The sequence below is a fragment of the Veillonella parvula genome (assembly GCF_002005185.1).
In the GTDB taxonomy this organism is placed as follows: Bacteria; Bacillota; Negativicutes; order Veillonellales; family Veillonellaceae; genus Veillonella; species Veillonella parvula_M.
The window spans coordinates 870,542-893,661 of sequence record NZ_CP019721.1 but is presented as its reverse complement, the minus strand read 5'-3'; the positions used below and the strand labels follow the sequence as shown (position 1 = coordinate 893,661).

At 40.5% G+C, this 23,120-nt stretch carries 17 protein-coding genes; 5 read left to right on the top strand and 12 right to left on the bottom strand.

Annotation, left to right across the window (positions count from 1 at the left end):
- Window positions 1–22 precede the first annotated feature (22 nt).
- The 5 genes from hemG to B1A77_RS03925 form a co-directional block, all read right to left on the bottom strand.
- The gene (gene hemG / locus B1A77_RS03945) at window positions 23–1,639 is read right to left on the bottom strand and encodes a protoporphyrinogen oxidase (protein ID WP_077708018.1); all 1,617 of its coding nucleotides are present in this window, start codon (window positions 1,637–1,639) and stop codon (window positions 23–25) included.
- Entirely contained in the window at window positions 1,636–2,640 is a 1,005-nt protein-coding gene (locus tag B1A77_RS03940) for a ferrochelatase (protein ID WP_077708017.1), read from the bottom strand. The genes hemG and B1A77_RS03940 overlap by 4 nt, the downstream gene beginning before the upstream one ends.
- A 4-nt stretch (window positions 2,641–2,644) precedes the next feature.
- Window positions 2,645–3,688, bottom strand: coding sequence for a uroporphyrinogen decarboxylase (gene hemE / locus B1A77_RS03935; protein ID WP_077708016.1), 1,044 nt, complete (start codon window positions 3,686–3,688; stop codon window positions 2,645–2,647).
- A gap of 208 nt (window positions 3,689–3,896) precedes the next feature.
- Window positions 3,897–6,779 (bottom strand): ATP-binding protein, encoded by a 2,883-nt coding sequence (locus B1A77_RS03930; RefSeq protein WP_077708015.1) that lies wholly within the window; start codon window positions 6,777–6,779, stop codon window positions 3,897–3,899.
- Window positions 6,769–8,040 carry a metallophosphoesterase family protein gene (locus B1A77_RS03925; protein WP_077708014.1) on the bottom strand — a complete coding sequence of 424 codons (1,272 nt, stop codon included), beginning with the start codon at window positions 8,038–8,040 and terminating at the stop codon, window positions 6,769–6,771. The genes B1A77_RS03930 and B1A77_RS03925 overlap by 11 nt, the downstream gene beginning before the upstream one ends.
- Window positions 8,041–8,366: 326 nt before the next feature.
- Here B1A77_RS03925 and bioB point away from each other — a divergent pair, with 326 nt between their 5' ends.
- On the top strand, window positions 8,367–9,395 hold the full coding sequence (bioB, locus tag B1A77_RS03920; RefSeq protein ID WP_077708013.1) for a biotin synthase BioB: 1,029 nt from the start codon (window positions 8,367–8,369) through the stop codon (window positions 9,393–9,395).
- A gap of 120 nt (window positions 9,396–9,515) precedes the next feature.
- On the opposite strand, the gene B1A77_RS03915 is transcribed toward bioB, so the two are convergent.
- The 7 genes from B1A77_RS03915 to B1A77_RS03885 form a co-directional block, all read right to left on the bottom strand.
- Entirely contained in the window at window positions 9,516–9,878 is a 363-nt protein-coding gene (locus tag B1A77_RS03915) for a hypothetical protein (RefSeq protein ID WP_008603073.1), read from the bottom strand.
- A 594-nt stretch (window positions 9,879–10,472) separates the two neighbouring features.
- Window positions 10,473–12,632, bottom strand: coding sequence for an anaerobic carbon-monoxide dehydrogenase catalytic subunit (gene cooS / locus B1A77_RS03910; protein WP_077708012.1), 2,160 nt, complete (start codon window positions 12,630–12,632; stop codon window positions 10,473–10,475).
- Between the two features lie 408 nt (window positions 12,633–13,040).
- Window positions 13,041–13,946 (bottom strand): LysR family transcriptional regulator, encoded by a 906-nt coding sequence (locus B1A77_RS03905; protein ID WP_077708011.1) that lies wholly within the window; start codon window positions 13,944–13,946, stop codon window positions 13,041–13,043.
- Window positions 13,947–14,177: 231 nt separating this feature from the next.
- Entirely contained in the window at window positions 14,178–15,806 is a 1,629-nt protein-coding gene (locus B1A77_RS03900) for a phosphoenolpyruvate carboxykinase (ATP) (protein ID WP_077708010.1), read from the bottom strand.
- 367 nt (window positions 15,807–16,173) lie between these two features.
- Window positions 16,174–17,790 carry a PAS domain-containing protein gene (locus tag B1A77_RS03895; protein ID WP_077708009.1) on the bottom strand — a complete coding sequence of 539 codons (1,617 nt, stop codon included), beginning with the start codon at window positions 17,788–17,790 and terminating at the stop codon, window positions 16,174–16,176.
- 229 nt (window positions 17,791–18,019) lie between these two features.
- Window positions 18,020–18,367: an energy transducer TonB gene (locus B1A77_RS03890; protein ID WP_004697914.1), complete on the bottom strand. Its 348-nt coding sequence runs from the start codon at window positions 18,365–18,367 to the stop codon at window positions 18,020–18,022.
- A gap of 10 nt (window positions 18,368–18,377) precedes the next feature.
- On the bottom strand, window positions 18,378–18,755 hold the full coding sequence (locus B1A77_RS03885) for an energy transducer TonB (RefSeq protein WP_077708008.1): 378 nt from the start codon (window positions 18,753–18,755) through the stop codon (window positions 18,378–18,380).
- 464 nt (window positions 18,756–19,219) lie between these two features.
- Here B1A77_RS03885 and B1A77_RS03880 point away from each other — a divergent pair, with 464 nt between their 5' ends.
- The 4 genes from B1A77_RS03880 (at window position 19,220) to B1A77_RS03865 (ending at window position 23,097) form a co-directional block, all read left to right on the top strand.
- Window positions 19,220–20,161, top strand: coding sequence for a metal ABC transporter solute-binding protein, Zn/Mn family (locus tag B1A77_RS03880; RefSeq protein WP_077708007.1), 942 nt, complete (start codon window positions 19,220–19,222; stop codon window positions 20,159–20,161).
- 145 nt (window positions 20,162–20,306) lie between these two features.
- A complete protein-coding gene (locus B1A77_RS03875) occupies window positions 20,307–21,038 on the top strand; it encodes a metal ABC transporter ATP-binding protein (protein ID WP_077708006.1) in 732 nt (243 codons plus the stop codon).
- Window positions 21,035–22,000, top strand: coding sequence for a metal ABC transporter permease (locus B1A77_RS03870; RefSeq protein WP_077708005.1), 966 nt, complete (start codon window positions 21,035–21,037; stop codon window positions 21,998–22,000). Before B1A77_RS03875 ends, B1A77_RS03870 begins: the two co-directional genes overlap by 4 nt.
- Window positions 21,997–23,097 carry a metal ABC transporter permease gene (locus B1A77_RS03865; RefSeq protein WP_077708004.1) on the top strand — a complete coding sequence of 367 codons (1,101 nt, stop codon included), beginning with the start codon at window positions 21,997–21,999 and terminating at the stop codon, window positions 23,095–23,097. Before B1A77_RS03870 ends, B1A77_RS03865 begins: the two co-directional genes overlap by 4 nt.
- Window positions 23,098–23,120: the final 23 nt, after the last annotated feature.

The following is a 23,120-nucleotide window of genomic DNA, read 5'->3' as shown; positions in this document are numbered from 1 at the left end:
CTCTTTTAAGCAAGTCACTATTTTACTTGTCATTCACAAGTTTTTCTACGAGTTCTTTTGCTTGTTTTACACCGTCAGGGATCCCGATTCCATCAAAAGGTGTGCCGATGAGGTGTAGATTTGGATACTGCTCGGCTACATGTTCACGTACGACTTTAATACCTGCACGATGGCCTACATTATATTGAGGCATGCAGTGAATGAGACGATTGATGCGCACCCACTCTGGCTTGGCAGAAAAATTCATAATATGCTGAATTTCTTTGACTGCCAATTCTGAAAGTTCCGCTTCACTGAGTCGTTCTACTACATCATTACCTGGCTTACCAATAAAGACGCGCAAAACTACCTTATCATCAGGGGTAGTTTGAGGCCATTTTTGATTAAGAATAGTACACGCTGTAAGAGGTGTATCCGTATTACGGGTAATAAGCAGACCAGATCCTTTTAAATCACCATCAAAGGTACTTTTATCAAAAGACATAATAGCAATGGAGCAACTAGATTGCTCCATGGATCGCAAGAAATCAAAACCCGCATCATCCTTGAACCATTGAGTATATGTTGCCGGCGGTGTAGTGATAATCACATGGTCTGCCGTAGATTGACAGCCACAAGAATCGTTACACGACTTCACTACATCGATTGCATATACACCATCAATATATCGAATATCAGAAACTAGCGCACCTGTATGCAAGTGTACATTACTAGGCATAGCCTTGACGATAGCAGTAATCACGCTTTCAAGTCCACCTGTCAATTGACGAAACATGCCGGATTGAGCAGCAGTACCCTTTCGACTTTCCATATCCGCTTGTGTCTTAGCAGACTGATGATTAGAACTAGTCTTTGTCATTTGACTAGAATTGTTTACACTATTACCAGCAGAAGTATCTTGACTAGTCTTAGCTTCGTGACTTTCAAATTGACGGTCCGTCATAGTGCCTTTACCAGCTCGAGGCACATCGCCTTCTGCTACAACATCTTTAGCTGCTTTAGAGACACCTGCTTTGGAATGACTCATCTTAGCAGCCATCATACCTTTTACCATGTTCCCATACTTTTGTTCTACTTGAATAAAATGAGGGAATGTCGACAATAGGCTAATTTTATAAATATCGCCACCATAGATACCCGCTAATAGGGGCTCGATGAGTTTATCCATCATTTCTTGTCCTAAGTGGTATTTGAAAAAATGACCAATGGATACATCCCCATTTTTATCGAGTTGGTATGGTTTCTTAAAATAATCTAGGCCAGCACGCAATTTACCAGGCCATGAAATGAGTGTTGCTTTCACAAAGGGCATCATTTCCGTAGGAATGCCCATGATGGAGCCGCCCGGAATTGGGTGGATAGAGCCCTTATCATATACAAAGGCTTGACCTGTTTCATTAGACACAAGGGTATCACCTAGTCCAAGATCATGCACGAGATCTGTCATTTCTGTTTTACGCCCCAAATAGGAGTCAGGACCGAGTTCCACTACGAAGTCATCCACACGTTGCGTTTGTATTTTCCCACCAAATCGTGGTGCTTGTTCGAAAAGAGTAATGGTCCATTCCGGCTTTGCATGGCCTAAATAATAAGCCGCTGTTAGCCCTGTTAAGCCACCGCCCACAATTGTTACATTCACGAATGAATCCTTTCTATTATTGCACTCGCCATTGCTTGTAAAAATGTTTCATTACAATTTGGCATGGGTGCACGCATATATGTTGCGCCCTTTGCTTCAACGAGTTCTTTACACTCCACATCATTATCGTACAGTACCTCAACGTGATTGCTTACAAATCCAAATGGTACAAAAGCAATGCGAGTAGCACCAGTTTGTAAAGCTTCATTGATTGCATCCTCTACGGTAGGTTCCAACCATTGGCCATGAGGAGCCGCACTTTGCCATGCCACAGTCCAGTTCGGTAATTTACAATATTCAGCAATCTCTTTAGCGCTTTCCTCTAAAGCCAACGCATACGAATCGCCATCATGATTATTGATAAGAGGTATACTGTGCGCACTAAAAATAACGAATACATCTTTACAGTCCGTATCTACAACTGCGCACTCTGATTTTACACTATCTACATACACTGATTTAACACTATTCACACAATCAGCGTTAACACTATCTATACATTCTAATTTATCATTATTCACACACTCTGAAACTGCTTTCACCCAGTATTCCTTAAAAGTTGGTTGGTCCCACCAGGAACGGATAAAATCGAATGTCACATTATCATAATTTGAAATAGCTGCTTGTACTTGTTTTTCATAAGCTCCAGTACCGAGAGCGGTAAAGAATGGAGCCGTTACAATAGCGATAATATGCTCCACTCCTTCCTGGACTAAGGAGTCAACTGCATCTGCAATGGACGGTTTCATGTGTAAAAACCCGATAGCGGAAGGCATAGTTGGCAACAGAGTAAGCAAGGTTTTATATTGGCACTCTGCCATAGTTTGAAGTTCAACATTTTCCCATTGACCGATTGTATCATAACGCTTAGTAAGATTAGCAATCTCTTCTTTCGTTGGTACACGGCCACGACGAATACTCGTCATATAGGGTACTAAATCATCCTTACTTAAAGGGCTACCATAAGACAGGAATAATAATCCTTTTTTTTCTACTTTCACTAATTTACCTCTCTTGAGTCCAAATCTCACGACTACGTTCATGCACATAGTCCGTTAGCCAATGGAGTTTTTGAGGATCTGCCTCTGGGAATACGCCATGACCTAAATTAAAGATATGGCGACCATAGCGAACTCCTTCGAGCAAAATACGATCTACTTCGTGAGCCAATGTTTTTTCGTCTCCGAACAGATACGCTGGATCCAAGTTACCTTGCACGGTTTGCGTTACCCCCCGTTCATTCGCCATAACAATGGAACTACGCCAATCAAGGGCAATGACGTCTAATGGCAAATGAGACCAAATAGACACCAAATGGTCAGTGCCAACGCCATTCATCGCTATAGGTAAATGAGGATATTTAGCTTTTACAGCCTTAATGATTCGTTCCATATGAGGGTAAATCCCTTGTTTATACTGATCTGCATTAACAGCCCCTACCCAAGAGTCGAAGATTTGAAGTGCATTGGCACCCGCTTCGGCTTGCATGGATAAGTACGCAATGGACATGTCCGCCAGTTTAGTCATCAATGCATTCCACACATGAGGAGCACCGATGAGCATGCCACGAGTCTTATTGTAGTTCTTCGTTGGTCCCCCTTCGATAAGGTAGGATGCAATCGTAAACGGCGCACCGCAAAAACCAATGAGTGGCACGTCGAGCATGCCAGATGTTAAGAGTGTAATCGTTTTACCGATATACTCTACCTTGGTAGGATCAAAGGAATCTAGAGCCTCTACATCAGCCATAGAACGGATAGGCGTGCTAAACACAGGACCCACACCGGCCTTCAGCTCAACATTTACATTCATAGCCACCATTGGGCTCATGATATCTTTGTAGAGAATCGCCGCATCAACGCCGTATTCCTTAACAGGTAATTCCGTAACACGAGCACATAACTCGGGCTCTTTTGTAATTTCAAATAAAGTATATTTTTCTTTGATTTTGCGATATTCCGCTTGGCTACGACCAGCTTGACGCATATACCACACAGGCGTTACACCAGGGTTCTTCCCTTGGATCATGTCCAAATAAGCTGTGTTCAAGTACTCAACCCCTTTCGTTCTAAATGTATACTAACACACTATGGTAACTAAAACAGTTACTTTGGTTACAATCACACACAACAATGCCATTAATATTCCCTGTGAAAGCTTGCGGCGACCACAGGGATTATTTCATTACCTCGTTGATATCTATTTAATCTAATTAGTCTTTAATTCAACTAGTCTTTAATTCAAGTCCGAAATTCATTTAACTACGACTTAATCTATGGCAATCGATACCCATAATAGATTGAGCCATATCATATACAGAGCGTTGACAGGTAAAGAGCCAAATCTGTTGATTCTTTCCAAGCTCAGCCAACAGTTCCAAGGCACTACGTTGACGATTTTCGTCAAAGCGCACCAAAATATCATCCAAAATAATCGGCAAGGATTCTACTTGATAAGAGAATACCTTTGCTAGGGCAAGACGCAATGCCAAGTATACTTGGTCAGCTAGACCACTAGACCAGAATTTAAGTTCTAGTCGTTCCCCATTGTTGTTGATAAGTGCTACCCCTTTATTGATACCTAGAATATCAAGTGTATACCTCTCACCAGTTAGTCTTTCAACATAAGAGGATGCAAGTTCTAACATATGAGGTTGTTTTTCTTGTTCATATGATTGTTGAGCCTTATCCATACAATGGCTTATCAATACTTGCGTAGCCCAATCTTCAAGAGCAGACTCTAATTCACTTTGTAAAGCCTCTCGTTCTTGCAACATTTGGTGTTGTTCCTGGTCAGAACCAAGTGTACGCATGGCTTCAACGATTTGGCCGCGGCGCTCGTACAAGGTAGCCAATTTATCTTCGATAGAGGCTATTTCACGCTCAGAATGAGCCAATTCATCCAACCAGTTATCCTTGTTCCCTTCTCGCAAACGACGGTAGAACAAGTCTTTGTTCTCCGCATCAGGAGCAAGTAAATCAAGCTGCACCTGACTTTGCTTATAGATGGTTTGCCACTGTTTATATTGGTCCTCATCGATAAGATGTTGACGATACTCGTTAGAGCTTTCCATACCAGCTTTATGGAGCAGTTCTTGTTGACGAAGGAGTAGCTCTTTTTCCTTGCGATGCCAATTATCGTATTCATTGCGGAAGCTTTTACGTTGTGCTTCCTTTTGTTCCCATACAATCTTATTTTGTTGGAAGTTCTTATATTGGTTATAAATGCGTTTTAGCTCTGTTGGAGATACTGGCGCCTCTATCCCAAGGTTATACCACAAAGCCATCGCTTGGTCTTCAATAATACGTAGGCCTTCTTTATGCTCCGCTAAACGCTTTTCATAGCCTTCTATAGTACGTAGTTGCTCATGATATTGATCATATTCATGTTTGAGGCCAAAGAAATCATCTTCATCGAGACTCTTAGCCGCCCCTTGTGGTAACCAGTTTTGCCATGCTGCGAGAGCTTCATCGTAAATGCCTTGTAATGTATGACCTTCTTGAATCCAACGTTCAAGATGTGCCACCCCTTCTAAGGATGGTACAGGACTCGCTGTAGGCGTAGCAGCCTTGATCAAAGCCTCTAGCTGATGCTCTACATCGGATTTACGGGAGGATAAAATTTGTAACTCATAGTTTAATTTAGACACTTCAGAGTTACCATTATGAAGCCTCCAGGTAGCATACCAGAATAGCCCCATAGATAGAATCAAGAAAATAAAACCACCTATAGTATATAATGCAGATTCAAGAACCAACAGGCCTGCTAATACTACCAATACAGCAATAACAGCACCTATACCACTAATGCGTTGTAGCCATTTTGGCAGAATTGTAGGCTGTGCATCTGAACCAGAACTATTCCGTCTAGCCTCTACTCGATCTATATCCATTAAGATACGATCTAATTCACGTTCTAAATATTCTTTTTTAGCTAATTCTTCTTCACTAAAGTTAGGTAAGGATGCCCCTTCAAGGTTCGCCGTCGGCACCTCATCGGTAGCCTCTGCAGGTTTGCGGTCTTGCCAATGTAAAAGTTGTTCTTTTGCGGTGCGCAAACGACTTGCCAAACGTTCTCCATCAAACCAATTGATGTCTTCTGCCATTGGCTCATCATAACGCCACGCAGAATGTAGGGTGCGTGAAAACTCCAATTGTTCTCTAACCTTACGGATGTACGCATCGCCTTCTTCGCACTCACGGCGTAATTGCTCCCATTTAGCACCTTGTTGAATAAGATCTTCAATATCTTGGCCATAAGTTCCAAATGGGCTATCAGGACTAAAGTTAGCCGGCATCAATGCCGCTTCCTTTTCCTGCCATAATTGCATATTGTCACGAGCCCGTTTAATTTCTTCATCAAGGCGAAGAAACTCATCACGACTCAAGGCGAGCTCACTATTGTACTGCTGCATGTGCATACGTGCCTCTTCACTGCGACGATACGTATCCCACGCACGCAATACTACATCAATACCATCCCGATATTCCTTCCATTCTTTCAACTGATTTTGCAATTCCATTTCGGTTTGCTCCGTACTGTGAAAGACGGTTTGTAATTCTACATATTGCGCTTCATGCTCCGCTAACTGACTCAGCTTTTGGCGGTTTTCTTTAAGCTCATCCATCAATACATTGATGCGACGTTTACCATTCGAGGATGCTACAAGTAGGTCTGTAGCCCCTTTTTCAACATCCTTAACAGCGCCACCTAAGTGTTCTCCCCCTTCGGCACCAAAGAATCGGGAACGAACCTCTACCTCTTGTAATACATCAAGGCCTTGTAGGTCGTCTAATGTTAACGCAAATATGCGGTTATATGTTTTTTTATCGATACCATGCCACCAATATTGAGCCGGCTCTTCATGGATGGCAGGATTACCAGGACTGTAAAAGTCTAACTGCTTACCCTTACGACCGATATAGTAGCTTTCACCATTACGGTCCACATCAAGGGCCCCCGTCATAGGACCATAAGCCTTATGAGTACCACCAAACAACAAGGTGCGCATCCCTTCGAGCAAGGATGTCTTACCACTTTCATTAGGGCCATACATGAGTTGAACCCCATTGTCACCCGTAGTGAAAGACCAGTCGCGATACGGGCCAAATTCATCAAATCGTATGCGTTTAATGTTCATCATTAGCCCCCATCAATACAGTAACACCTTCAATTTCACAACGTTTCAAAGCTCGTGCCAATAATTCATCACTTAATAAATCTGCATATGCGCCTAAGCGCTTAAATTCAGGACGATCCGCCATGATTTGGCGCGCAGTCTGTATCGCATCCCCATCTACCATATCATCATAAGCACGCAAGTAATCACCTACTACATCTGTTAATAGACGTCGTTCGACTAGATTAATACTAGGTCTTGTATTAGAAATGATACGGTAAGGCATAACAAATATAGATTTACCTTTCTCTTCATTTTGAGACTCTTGCAACCATAGTTTTCGAATCCCCTCTTGCGTACATAGGCGATGTAGAGGTCCTGTACCGGACAAAACGATAGATAGCAAGATGTTTTTCTTATGCTGCTTTCGCAAGTTTTCTTTTTTACGGCGCAAAATCTCTAAGAAATCTGTTTCATTTTGCATGCCAGCAATATCGATTTTGATTTCCTCAAACCGGACAGCACAGGTGTCGATAAATCTCAAATCACAATGACCATTATGAGATACGGATACAAGATAACATCCTTTAGGTCCATGTTCTTTACGATGCAATCCTTGCGAATTACCCGCATAAACTACGAGAGGTTCCTCGCTAAGAACTTGAGATTTATGAATATGGCCCAATGCCCAATAATCCATGGCAGCCTCTGTTAAATCACTTAAGTTACAAGGTCCTGTTACATTATGATTTTCAGAGCCTACACTAGAACCTACAGTACCATGCATGACAGCAAGGGAAAACTCATCCCGTTCAAAAGCTCTGTATTGACGAGCATAGTTGTCGCTTTCATTACCATGACCACAACTAATGCCATATACGCCACCAATTTCTATATTATTAACGATGAGCGGGAAACGCTGTACCTGTTCGCTAGAAAATATATGGACATTATCTGACATCTGCAGTTGCGCTCTCCAGCTTTCAGCAGGATCATGATTACCTTGTACCATATAAACATCAATACGATGCTCAGCCAAGCGATACATGGCGCGCACAAAACGGACTTGAGCCTCTAAATTATGGTCTTCGCTATTATAAATATCCCCAGCTATTACGACAGCATGCACATGTTCTGTAATAGCAGTATCAATAATTTTATCTAAGGCTACATAGGTTGCTTCACTTACGGCGCGATCAACAGCATTGCTAATACCTGTAGCATATTGAAAGGGTGCCCCTAAATGCAGATCACCACAGTGTATAAATCGAAACGGCTGCATCTATATCCACTCCTCCATTAATATTTTTATTATAGTTATATATAGTAATTACAATAGTTTATTATACTACAAAACCTTAAAGATAAGTTAAAAATAACTATCATTTAGCATCAAAAAGATATAGTTAAACTAAACTTCTCTTAACTATTAATAAGTATAAATTATAAGATAAGCTCATATTCTTTTCTCATAAGATATGAACCATAACATGTTATTATTTTGTTAACCAATTCATGTATTAAGTTGACAATTTATACGCGAACGTTTACAATCAAATTGTCAATATATTATGTTTTTATTAAGTTAACAATTTCCTGGAGGCTATTATGGCTTTGCCTATAGATCAACAACCATCCCAAGTGGGTACATACGAAAAAATACTTACCATTGCAAACCGCATCATGAACGGCGGCGAAATTACAAAAGAAGAAGCAATCGAGCTAATTCATACTTCAGATGATGATACTATGATTCTACTCGCTATGGCTGATAAAATTCGCCAACATTTCAATGATAATTCTGTAGATGTATGCGCCATTGTTAATGCTCGATCCGGCAAATGTCCTGAAAACTGTAAATTCTGTGCTCAATCCGCACACCACAACACAGGCGTTCAGGAGTATCCTTTCATGGATGAAGAAAGCATTCTCCAAGCAGCACGTAAAGCTAAAAAGGCTGGTGCCATTCGTTTTTCCATCGTAACAAGTGGTCGTAATACTAATAACCCTGATGAATTTGATCAAATCATCCACGTATTAGGCCGTATCAAAAACGAAATTGGCCTTGAAATCTGCTGTTCTCTTGGGTTGTTAACTTACGAACAAGCACTCAAATTAAAAGAAGTTGGTGTTACTCGATACCACTCCAATATCGAAACGGCACCTAGTCACTTCCCAGATATTTGTACTACACATTCCTACGAAGATAAAATGTTTACCATAGATAATGCACAAAAAGCAGGCATCCGTGTTTGCTCTGGTGGCATTCTTGGCCTTAACGAAACATTAGAACAACGCGTAGAAATGGCGTTCGAACTTAAACGTTTACATATTGACTCCGTGCCATTAAACATTTTGAATCCTGTTAAAGGGACTCCATTTGAAAGCAACGAAGCTTTACGTCCATTGGATATCTTACGTACCTTCGCCGTATTCCGTTTCATCTTGCCAAATGCATTGATTCGTACTGCAGGCGGTCGCGAAGTAAATCTACGGGACTTACAAGCTTATGCTCTAAAAGGTGGCCTAAACGGTATCATGGTTGGTGGCTACTTAACCACTGGCGGTCGTTCACCTCAAGACGATCTCCAAATGATTCAAGACTTGGAGTTGACTCGCAATACAGCTCAAGTCTAAAAACCTCATATATACCATTCTCCATATCTAGAGGATGTAGTATATAAATTATTCCCTAATGCTTTATAAATATTTTACACATAAAAAGAACCATCTAGTTTGCTGTACTAGATGGTTCTTTTATTTCCATAATAAAATGTAAATGGCTTGACCATTTGTGTTACCCGCAATGGGCTCAGGATTCTCATTAAATTCTACATTCTCATACGGCGTCCCGTCTGACATGTACGCATCTACCTTCAATGTTTCCATGGTTCGATTATATCTACTGATATAAACTTTATATCGCAATTCGTCGCCACCCAGTTCATTAACTCGCAGCCACAAAAGTGCATCGTAATCACTCTTCTGTACACTGTCATTGTCAATAAATAATTGGTTTCCTGATGCATCTGGTCCAACATAGTACCAGTCCGTTGCGTTAGTAGTCCCCCCTATACTGAGTAGCCACAAAAGTGTTAATATGGTGAATATTTTACTCATATGACTGCCCCTCTCATGCTATCGAGCTGTATATTTTATAAAAGCTTAATGTGGATAAACCTTTATAAAATATACAACTTCTCCTTTATATAATACCAAAATTGTCCCATATTTATCAACAATAATTAAAATTAATTACCATGTTTTTTACAAATATAAGAAACTTAAAGAAATTTATTAAATTTCTTCATTTTTAACTCATTTACCCTTCCTATAATGATAATGTCAAATGATAGACAAAGGTAACAATTCCCTGGTTACCGTACGTGTATTTATCTCCCGACAAGTAATACTAACCCCAAACCTACTACTTGTTTAAATACATGTTTCATTTGATATTAATACTAACACTCCCCTTACATGAAAAAAGGACTCTATATAGAGTCCTTTTTTCGTTGCTTCATAAACTTATACATATTGTTAAGTCTATATACATATTACCATAAGGGTTAATAGTAAAGGGTTTGTAAGAACTCACGAATTAACAAGTAACACTATACTCTTATATAAAGAAAAAAGCTCAAAAGCTTAAGGAAATACGATAACCATTACGCTTTTGAGCGTTTCTTATTATAAACTATAATTTACTAATTACTATTTTACTTCAGCCCAACCTAAAGCAGCGCGTTTTTCATCGATATCTGCCAAGATTTTCTCAGCTACTTTAGCAGGATCTGTATTAACATACATAACAGAACCTAAGATGTCTTTAGTGTCCTCTTTCAACCATTTTGTTACAGCATCAGAGCCTTGTGTAGGTGGTTCAACGCAGTGGTAAGAGTTAATACCCATTAGGCGGAAGCCAAGGGATGCATCGATACCTTTTTCGTTAGACCATTCAGGACTAGACATAGCAAATGGCAATTGAGGTAAGTTAAGGCCAAGTTCTGCAGCAATACCGCCGAAGATACCAGAGGAACGCGCATTATCTACACATTCACCCACATGCCATACTGGTGGTTGATCATCGCCCAAGAACTCTTGCAATGCAGGGCTACATTTCTTGTTAGCATCTGTATTACAATAGCCAAGTTTCATCAATGGGAAAGATGCACAACCGTTTGTAAGGATGATACAGCCATTTTTAATAAGTGTATCAACAATATCTACAGTTGCCTTTTCATAGATAACACGAGGGTTAGAACAACCTACTACGTTAACGATACCGCGAACTTTACCAGATTTTAAAGCCTCTGCCAATGGTTTGAAGGAACCATAATGTTTAACAGTGGATTCTGGAGAGAAGCCAACTTCTGCTGTGATTTCGTATGGCGGAATGAATACAGGCATACCTTTACGCAATTCATGCGCTTCAAGAGCACGATCCAAAATTTTGCGAGCCAAATCTTTTGTTTCAGCCAAGTTAGTGTGATGATGATCGTAGCCGATGTGTTCAGCACCTGGTAAACGAGCTGCATCAGATGTAGTGATAACCTTTGTGTTGAAGCAACGTGCTACGTCCATGATAGCAGGATATACGTCTTGTACGTCAGCTACCCAGCAATCGAGTGCGCCTGTACCAAGTACGAGCTCAGCGCCGATAGCATTACACAATGGAATAACATTTTCATAGCGGTACATACTGGATAAGCCAGAGCAGCAAATACCATAGAATTGAATACCTTTAGCTCCGATAGCTTTTGCTTTTTCTAAATACTCTTCGGACGCACCAATCTTACAAATTTGAGAAACCAATGTTGGCAAGTGACCATGAACAGCGATGTTAACATACCCTTTTTTCAAGGCTCCAATGTTAACTTTGGATGTACGGCGACCGCCTTGACCGAATAATGCATCAGTAGCGATATCTGCGGCCACTACGCCTGTGAATGTGAACGCAAGACCACAACGTAAGAATTGTTTCATGTTGCTTTCCCAATCGCCATCTGTACCTACGGTTGTACGATGATATGCATCAAAGGCTTCATTGTATGCGGAAACAGGCAAGATATCCAAGTTTTTCCAAACTTCGCGACGCTCTGCAGGAGCCATAGCTGTAATTGTTTTATATTCACCTGGCAATGCACGGCTCAAATCTTCGAGCAATACATCTGCTAAATCATTAGCCACTTCTTTCAAGGAACGACCTTCTTCAGGGATGTTGAAAGCCTTACATACAGTACGGATTTTTTCTTCCCCTAAAATTGGAATGTCCAATTGGTCATTAGCAGCAGCTTTCAAAGAAATCAAGATTTCACGAGCATGTGCACCATGTTGAGTCAAACCACCTGCAGCAGCACGTGTCATATTACGAGCTACGATGAGGTCAGCATCCGCACCGCAGACACCACGAGGACTCTTAGGTGTAATTTTACAAGGGCCCATGAAACAGATACGACAACATATACCAGCAATACCAAATGTACATTGTGGTTGTTGTTTATCAAAGCGGTCAAATACCGTATCACAACCGATTTGCTCCATACGAAGAATCATTTCACGCACAGCAGGATCTGGTGTTTGTTCAATTACATCTTGTTTTGTAGGCCATGTTTTACGATACTCAGCAACAGCTTTCATGTAGTCATTTACACCATGTTCATGAGGTACCCCTGGTTCATGAGTGTGTGGCACCCATTTATCCGTCGGAAGAGCCTTTGCATGACTATGATCGTGGTCATGTTGATGATCGTGGTCGTGACCATGATGATCATGACCGCCACAGTGGCAATGATGTTCATGATTATGGTCGTGACCATGTTGTTCACCATGATTGTGTTCATGGGTATTTTTATTTTCCACATCTTTACTCATTTGAAACCTCCTAGGGGCCTACATAGGCCAACCAATAAAAACAAAAACATATTCTACTTTTAATTCACTTTAAATCCACTACAATGATGGGTTTTAAATCCTATCTCCTAAATATGTTTTAATCTACTATAAGTATATTTTCTGAAAAGACATTTGTCAATTAGAATTTGAGAAATTTTTGACGCATCTATATCTAAGAATATGATAATTACTATATTTATTTAATTCGATTTTTTCAGTTTCTTTTCATAAATAAAAAGAGACTAATTCCTAAATTTTACAGGAATTAGTCTCTTTATTTTATTGATTAATTGATTGATTTACGTATTAATTTATATATTAATTATTAATTTATTAATATGATCCACCCCTCAGGATATGCCACCTAACTATCTTTATACCTATACACTACAAAAATTGCAGCATGATATGTGCTACTTCAGATAAATGGAAACGTTTTGCCCGATCAGACCTCGCCACAAGAACTAATTGGCGGAAACAAAGTTTCGATGCAAGAGGATAGAATTTAACCTTATCGTCATCCCCCTTTCTATTGAGCGTGCTCGGCAAGAATGTAATACCATAATCATCTTCTACCAAGGACCGGCATGAATCTAGAGTTTCAGAGCCAATGACGGCTTTGGGCACAAAGCATTCCGCTTGGCATAAACGGTTTACCAACGTCCGTAATTTGAGTCCTTCTCTTAGCAAAATAAACGGAAATGCTCCAAAGGGTGCAATTTCTCGAATTCCATCACCAGTCATGAGAGAATCTGCAATGGCTATAGCCTTCTTATTTTCCACACTAATGGCCAATAAAATCTGCTCATCTAAAACGGGATAACTTTCAAGATCCTGAGAATAAATCGGCGTTGGGAATAACCCTACATCTACTAAACCATCACAAATTTGCTGTTCCAAGAAGTGAGATTCACCCTCTACAACATGGAACTCCCAAGACGGTTCAATCTGTTGAAAGCTTTTCAATGTTTTCCCGAGCATATGATGTCCATAAAATTGAGACAAGCCGATACGCACATGATAGGCTACATCTGTGCCTTGATTAATGATAGATTGCGTTAAAGCCTCCGCCTTTAAAACTAACGGCATGCCCTCTTTTGCAATTTGTAATGCCGCAGCCGTTGGCACGACTTTTGTACGATCACGAACAAACAACGTAACTCCTAGCTCTGCTTCAATACGACGAATTCCCTGACTCAACGCCGGCTGAGAAATATATAACTTTTTAGATGCCTTAGAAAATGATGCCATCTCAACGATGGTACTAATATATTTAATGTCTTTTATGTCCATATACGAGTCCTTATAACTATGTACATATACAAGTCTTATAATAAAACATTATTTCTATTATAACTATATATTACTAAAATATACGTTACATATACATGGGGAAAATAAAAAAATACCAAGAAATTTAGTGCCTTACAAACCTAAATTTCTTGGTATGTCTTATAAGTTAAACGAACTACATATAGTATGCGGTAAAACCGCATTCTATTACAGCCCTTTTTAATTTTTAGATTACATTAAAGATTTAAGTACATCCAATACTTCTTGAGGTAATTCGTTTTTATGACCTTTAAGTTTTTCTACATAATCATAGCGGAACTCAAAAGCTTGGTGCAATTGGTGATGATACTCGCGTACTTCGAATGGAGGTTCAAAACCAGGAACCTCTACATAAGAAAGATTTTCGTATTCACAGAACGGTTTAAATTCTAATGTACCTTCTACTAAACGCTCTAATAAATCAAGAGTAACTTCTTTAGGAATTTTATTTTCCAAGAAGAAGCCGGTGTTCATGATGTAGCACTCTACGCCACATTTAGAAAATAATTTTTTGTAGCTTTCATAATCACGAACCAATGGATATGTACGGAATGGATTTGCATATGGTTCGATAACAAGCGCATTTGGATCGACGTGAGCATCAAGTTTTTCTGCTGTAGAACGACGAGTCGCAAGGGTTGCACCCATTGTAGAAGCCAATACAGGATCAGAAATCTTAAGGATTGGTGGCAATGTTTTATCTTTCATAAGCCATACAATCGCATTAACAGGTTCACCTACGTAGTTTACGCGGTTATCTGTCCAGAATTGAGATTTAATAGCACGTCCATTGCTGTTTCGCACATCTTCGGCCAGTACAACCTTACGGCCATCCTCATCCATCGTTACACCTACATTTTGTAGCGTCAACAAGAATTCGTTAGCAGGATGTTCCACAGGATAATCTTGCATTTTGTCAAAGTATGTAGGTTCAAGAGCAATAGAACTCAAATCGTTTGTATTGATAACATACGCATCGTCATGCAAGATAGAAATATCATAACGACCATCATGTTTTTCATGAGTCAATGTGGATTTACCGGAACCGGACAAACCGAATACACCAATAGTGTAGGATTTGCCCCCTTCAAGGTTGTAACGTTTCATACCGCCGTGGCATGCAACATAATCAAAGCGGTTTGCCAAGGACCACGCAAGTGTAAGCGTACCTTTTTTATGCTCCCCGAAGTAGCGCATACCAAGAATCATGGCACAGTTATGAGCAGGGTCAAAAATAGCAAGACCACCTGGATGACCTGGCACAACATAGTCAGGATCAGAGTAAATATAGATATCGCCTTCCGGAATGTCTACACTATCGTTGTAGAATTCTTTTACAGCCGCATCAAAGAACTTAAAGTTCATAAGCCAAGAATATAAAATAGACGCGTGATCTTTTGGAATCATCAAATGAGCACGAGCTGTGAATTTTTTATCAAGACCAACGATAGATTCCGCAGAAATCCACTCTTTATTGCGGCTATCATATACTGCGTCACGTGCAATGTTAGCGAGTTCAACTTCATCTATGCCTTCATCGCCAATAATGCGGCGAGCTTTAGCATAACGGCCAGTAGTTTTACCATCGTTTGTAACAAGAACCTTTGCATCAGCTGGCAAACCTTGCTCTAACGGTTTAAATACTGGCATATCGAGGACGATAACACCTGGCTCTTCAGAGGCTAATTGATACGCTTGTGCCACAGATGTTACAGGAGTTACATTGTTCCCATAGAATGCAGTTTCAATTGTACTGCGCATCATAGAAAATAATGGGTTTGTTTTGATTTCACTTTGCTTCCAAACGCGTCTTGTCGACATAGTATCTAGATCCTCACCTTTAAATATATTAGTAATTTCTCTTGTAAAAGTAATGTTGTACATGAAAACACTGCTAAGGCAAATACTTTCATTATTTTCTATTTTACCCTGTTCAATCAAATTTGTATACATAAAACAGATGATTTATAGGAAATTAATGTATGTTTATTTTGAATTAGTGCAACACATTTGTAATGTAATAAATTAATACCTAGCGGCATGAAACTATTAGTATGCAATGGAACACCTTAAAAACTAGACAGAGTTACAAAGTAACTAGTTATATGTACAAATCAACTAGTCAAATAGCAAAACGAAAAAGAGGCAAAGTCCTAAGCACTTGCCTCTTTCACGTTTGAAAGTACAACTATTTCTTATCTTTATTGATAAATGCATCGATTTTACTAATTAGATCATCTACCTCAAAATCGCCACGTTCTGCCATCATCTTAATTGTTGCCACCTTGGCCATTACTTTTACCATAGGTGTTTTTAATTTCTCGAATTTAGGATTTAAAGAAATCAAATGATCTACAATATCCGGACAATGTTTAATTAGATTAGACAATGTTGTTTTTGCATCGATATGGAATCGACCATTTGCATCAGTTGTTAATGGTTCTTCTTCTACCTCTTCTGCTGCCTCTTGAGCCAAAGATTTTTCCTTACCACCATCGCCTACAAAATCAGTTTTATCCCAAGTCAACAATGTACGAGAACCCTCAAGTTCACGGATATGAGTACAGTCTTGCATCATTTCCAATACACCGCGGAATTTACCATTTTCATCGCGCACCGCTGTGTAGATAACATAGATGAACAAGCCTGGTTTATTGATCCAGAATTCCGCTTGGCTTTGTTCGCCAGAACGGAACTTCTCTACGATTTCCTCTACTATATGAACGGATTTTGCGGGGTGACAATTCTTCACCTCACGGCCGATAACGTTCGCACTGCGAGGGAAAATACGATGTGCCGTATCGCTGTAGAACTTAACTAGTTCATTTTCATCTACATAGGATAAATCTACCGGTAAATGACGGAACAACAAATTAATTTGCTCTAATGTCAATTTACCCGTTGCTACATCGAGGACTGCATCCTTACCAGCGGGCGCCGCACCAACAGGGCCTACATATTTAGATAGCAATCCGGCTAAATCATTTAAGAATTCGTTAGATACAGCACCACCTTGAGCTGAATTATTACCATTCAATTGCGCCGCAGAATCATTGATACCTGGCACTACATATAAGCCTGGCGCATTGATGATAGCATAACCAATTTCATGGTCATTTTTACTCATCCGAACAAACTCTTCGTCACTCAACAATTTATAAGAAGTCGGCAGTAAAACTTCTAGTTCTTTAGAATTCAAATCCCGTAATTTCGCCAAAGTTTCTGGCACAGACGCTAGGAATTCTTCATACTTATCTTCCCGAAGCAATGCATAGGATGCAGAGATAGCATCGCGCACAGCATCATCAAAGGTCCACATAATGCGCGTTGGGCGGTCAAAACCGTGGTCCTCAAGCATTGGATACAGTTGATTTTGCTTACGAGATAGATGAGTTCTCCACTCTGCTAAGGAATCAAAAACACCGAGCCACGGATTTTTGATAAACTTCTCTTGTTTCAACAATTCGTCTGCTTCAAGGGCTACCTTTTCAACAGCGTTGATTTCTTCCAAGTACGCCCACAACGGATGGTTCTCAGGATACTCATTTTCAGCACGCACCAAAACGCCATCAAATAGATCTAAGAGATCATCCATTTTCTCTAGGATTTCTTCGTCCTTGTAAACACCTTTCAAGCTTTGCTCTGCATAGGCAAACTCATCAGGTGTACAAGTACCTAGTTTCTCTTTTAAAATGCGATTGCCCTCTTCTAAGGACAATTTACCATCTAAATAATCTTCTTTAATGGACACAATAATTCTGTAACGTTCATTGTTAATATCTAGCTTTTGTTTTAATGGATTCATATGCTTATACCTCCACGGGCTAATCTATAATTATATTTTTATTATACCATTTTGAAAGTAATTTTCAGTTGCTACAGATACAATTTTGATTTATTTTTAAAATTTACGAATCCAATGTTATGAAAGTGAATAACCTTACTTTATTTTTTAGAATATTTTGGCATACAAAAACTGCACTTCAAAAATTGTGTCCAATTTTTGGAGTGCAGTTCTGTATGAGTGCCTTTGATTAGTTTTTAAAATCAATATATTCAGTTTTAGAAGATGCTACAGGTTTACCATTAGAATCTGTGGCAGGACTAAATCTCCATTTAGAAATAGTATCAACAATGGCTGCATCAAGAGCACTAGAGCCACTAGATGAGACAACTTCAACGTCCCCTACAGAACCATCTTCCTTGATGGTAAAACGTATATCTGCACCATGAGCAGCTTCACCATAGGCAGCGAGCAATGCTCGGTCAATAGGTGGTGTAGCTATAGCTACTGGTGGATCATATGGAGCTGCCAACACAGAAGCTACCATACTCATTACAAACAATGAGCTTAAGATAATACAACGCAACACTTTATTCATCATTTTCTCCTTATTTAGCTTTCACAGCTTGCTTAGGCAGAGTAATTGTCATCCCAATAATGGATTCGTGTGCCTTTTGATCTGTGCCAATAGCAGGGGTAAACTTCCACTGCAAAATTGCTTTTTTTACTGCTTCATCAACAGGAGCATATCCAGAAGAGCGCTCTACGAAAACATTTTTAACATTACCTTTTTTATCAATCAAGAAGCGTACGCGCATATCAGGCGCTACCGTAGCGGTTTGAGGGATTTCAGGCAACTCAGGTTTTACAATAGTAACCTCCCTTGGAGATTCTAAAAACTTCGCTGCATCAGCTGTATAATCACCTACCATGCCAAAAGATGCAACGAGTACTGCTACAGCAGCGTATCGGAATAATTTATTCATAAGAAGCCTCCTTATTAACCTTTTATCTATGCATAATATCATACTAAATAAAGATGAATATTAAAAGAATAAATTCTTATTGATAAAATTTCTCATTTATGATATATTGAATTCAAGATAACTGTTCGAACTCACATATCTAGTTGATATGACAAAAAACTACACAAAGGAGGTTCATCATGAGACGTAGAAAGCGTATTCAAATGAAGGTCATGATGGTACTTGGTATCGTTGCCCTCATTGGGCCTAGCCATCTACAAGCACTTATTCCCTAGATTATTTTGACCTTAGCAGAAGACCGTATAACTGCCACTAGCCGCTACGTTAGTAGCGGCTATTTTTCCGTTTAGATTCAGAGAGATATTTTCCTTCTTCAAATTATTTCATTATTAGAACAAAATATTTCCCTCAAACAAAGTCATTAATGTTTTTAAATTTAGTATCTATTAAAAAGGAGGCTTATTATGAAATTTAATCGAATTTTATTAGTCGTCGTATCATTAGCACTTATAGTATTTGCCCTTGCAGGCTGCGGAAAAGACACAGCCCAAGATAGTCAGAAAAAACTTAATATCGTAGCTACAACGACGATGTTAACGGATTTAGTAAAAGAAATCGGCGGTGACCATGTAACCGTTCAAGGTCTCATGGGACCTGGTGTAGACCCTCACCTATATCAAGCGAGTGCAGGCGATGTAACAGCTATGTCTAAAGCGGATGTAGTAGTATACAACGGCATTCACTTGGAAGGTAAAATGGGCTCCATTTTCGATAACCTAACAAAGCAAAATAAAGCGACCATCCGCGTATCTGACGCCATTGATCCAGCTACATTGCTCGACTTTGACGAAGAAGATGGTGTAAAAACAAAAGACCCTCATATTTGGTTTGACGTTGCTAACTGGAAACTGGCAGCAAAAGCAGTATACGAAGGTCTTGCTAAAGCCGATCCGGCTCATAAAGAAGATTACAAAAAACGCTATGACGCATATCTTACTAAGTTAGATGAAACTGATGCGTACGTTAAAGCTCAAGCAGAATCTATTCCGAAAGAATCTCGCGTACTTGTAACAGCTCATGATGCATTCCAATACTTTGCTCGCGCGTACGGTTTTGAAGTAAAAGGTTTGCAAGGTGTAAGCACTGCCACCGAAGCAGGCACACAAGATATGAATAACCTCGTTCAATTTATCGTAGACCACAAAATCAAAGCTATCTTCGTAGAGTCTTCTGTACCTCACAAAACAATTGAAGCCGTTCAAGAAGCTTCTAAAGCTAAAGGTTGGAACGTCTCCATCGGCGGCGAATTATACTCTGACTCTCTCGGCTCCGAAGGCACTGAAGGCGGTACATATATCGGCATGGTAAAAGCCAATATTGATACAATTACCAAAGCACTTAAATAATCAATTGCTAGATTTTCTTAATTAAATAAGACAAATTAAATTTACGTATACTAACTTAAATAGACTCAAATTTACTTTGTTATTGTAAGTACATGTGCTACTAGCAATATTAGCTAGTGGCACTCATTAATACAAGGAGGTTTCCATGGAATGGGCCGTTGAAGTTGAAGATATGACCGTAGCATATACGACAAAACCCGTATTATGGGACGTAGATATGAAGGTACCCATCGGTTCCTTAGCGGCCATTGTCGGCCCTAATGGTGCCGGTAAGTCCACATTATTAAAGGCCATGCTCGGCCTACTAACAGTTATCTCAGGAAGTGTAAAATTTTATATCGATCACCACTTAGCGATGGACAAAAATGATTACAAGAAAATCGCCTACGTCCCTCAAAGTGGTAGCGTAGACTGGGACTTTCCCACTACCGTACTAGATGTAGTACTCATGGGTCGTTATGGTCATCTAGGTTGGTTTAAGCGTCCTAGCAAAAAGGATAAGGAACTCGCCCTCTCCATGATTGAAAAAATGGGTATGAGCGACTATGTAGACAGACAAATTCGCCAGCTTTCAGGGGGACAACAACAACGCGTCTTCCTCGCAAGAGCCCTCGTCCAAGAGGCAGATATTTACCTCATGGACGAACCCTTCAAGGGCGTCGATAAAACCACAGAACACGCTATTATTTCTCTTTTACAAGAAATGAAAGCTCGCGGCAAAACGGTTATCGTCGTCCACCACGATTTAAATACGGTGCCCCAATATTTCGATTGGGTAACAATGGTAAACAAACAAACTATCGCCTATGGCCCCGTAGCAGATACATTTACGGACGAAGCTATTGAGCGCACCTACGGCAAGGGGAGGATTGTATGACCATACTCCAATCCTATACGACGCAGATGGTACTACTTGGCACGGCGCTCTTAGGCCTCGCTAGCGGTATTGCGGGCACCTTTGCGGTACTTCGCAAGGAAAGCCTCATCGGTGATGGCCTATCTCATGCGGCACTGCCCGGTGTGGTCATCGCCTTCTTGCTCACAGGCATCAAAGATATCGAGGTTCTCATTGCCGGTGCTGCCCTATCCTCTATCACTGCGGCTTGGCTCATTAGCATTACCGTAGAAAATAGCAAAATCAAATTTGATGGCGCTTTAGCCACCATACTCTCCGCCTTCTTTGGGCTCGGTATGGTATTGCTCACCTATGTACAAAGCTTAAACAATGCTGGTCAGGCGGGGCTTTCAAAATTCATATTTGGACAGGCAGCCACCATATTGGCGCGCGACGTGTACATTACATCTGCAGCAGCGCTCATCATCATCGTGTTAACCGCATTATTCTGGAAGGAGCTAAAGCTCATTTCCTTCGATGTAGAATACGCTAAAACACTACAAATTCCCGTCACTTTCACCCTTATTTTATATCGTTCATTATTGATCATGACCATCATCATCGGTATTCAATCGGTAGGGGCTATTTTAATTAGCTCCCTCCTCATTGCACCCGCCGTTGGGGCAAGACAGTGGACGAATAAACTGGGCACCATGTGTATATTAGCAGGATGTTTCGGCATGATATCCGCCATTGGCGGTACTATCTGGAGTACATCGGTCCCAAAATTACCGACAGGCCCAGCTATCATCGTCATTTTATCGATTCTCGTATTATTGAGCCTCATCTTTGCTCCTAACCGAGGTATGCTCTGGCAGTTCCGCAAAAATAGACAGTCAAAGCACGCATTATTGTTAGAAACCACAAGGGCTCCCAAATCCAAGGCACAGCAAAGTATTTACGTAGCAGAGGACGCACAACCTCGCATAGGAGGTGCCCCATGACAGTTCATACAGAGATATTGCTCATTGCCATTGCGGTATCCATCGCATGTGCCATCCCTGGGGTCTTCCTCGTATTGCGTCGCATGTCCATGATGGCCGATGCCATTACGCACACCGTATTCCTTGGCATCGTGCTCGCTTTCTTTATGACGGAAGATTTAAACTCTCCATTTCTACTCGTCGGGGCTACCTTGGTTGGTGTAGGCACCGTATGGCTTACAGAAATGATACACAATACGGGGCTTGTCAACGAAGATGCGTCTATCGGCATCATCTTCCCGCTTCTATTCTCTATCGCCATCATTCTAGTCAGCCTATACAGCGGTAACGCTCATCTCGATGTAGATACCGCATTGCTCGGCGAAATAGCCTTTGCACCCTTTGATCGATGGATTGTGAACGGCACCGACCTGGGGCCTGTATCACTATGGATTTCTCTAGGCGTGGCGCTCATCAATTTAATTTTAGTCATGCTATTCTACAAGGAATTGCAATTATCTACTTTTGATCCGCTACTAGCAGGGCTCTTCGGCTTTATGCCTGCCCTCATCCACTACGTGCTGATGACCATGGTATCCCTCACCGTTGTAGCCTCATTCCAAGCGGTAGGTGCCATTCTCGTCATCGGCCTCATGATTGGGCCTGCGGTCATCGCTTATTTATGGACGGACTCTGTGAAAGCCATGCTTACTAGCAGTATCATCATCGGTATTATCTGTGCTGTCGTCGGTACGGAAGTATCTTTCACCATGGACGTATCCATCGCGGGTTCTATTGCAACCACCATCGGTATCGCACTGATTATCGCTGTTATTGCAACACCAAAGACAGGCTATATCGCCACATACCGCCGTCAACGTCATTTGCGTCGTCACTATCGAGAAACGATGATGCTGTGCCACATTTATACGCATATGGATACACCTATTGCGCACGTTGAAAACGGCATCGGTACCATTCACGAGCATTTGAACTGGAGACCTGACTATACGCATCAAGCTGCTTCACAGCTAAAGAAACAAGGTCTATTATATGTGACAAATGGACACTACGTGCTTACTGATAAGGGTATAGCACAGGTTAAAGAGATTATTTAAATACAATACCAATACTTTTCCCA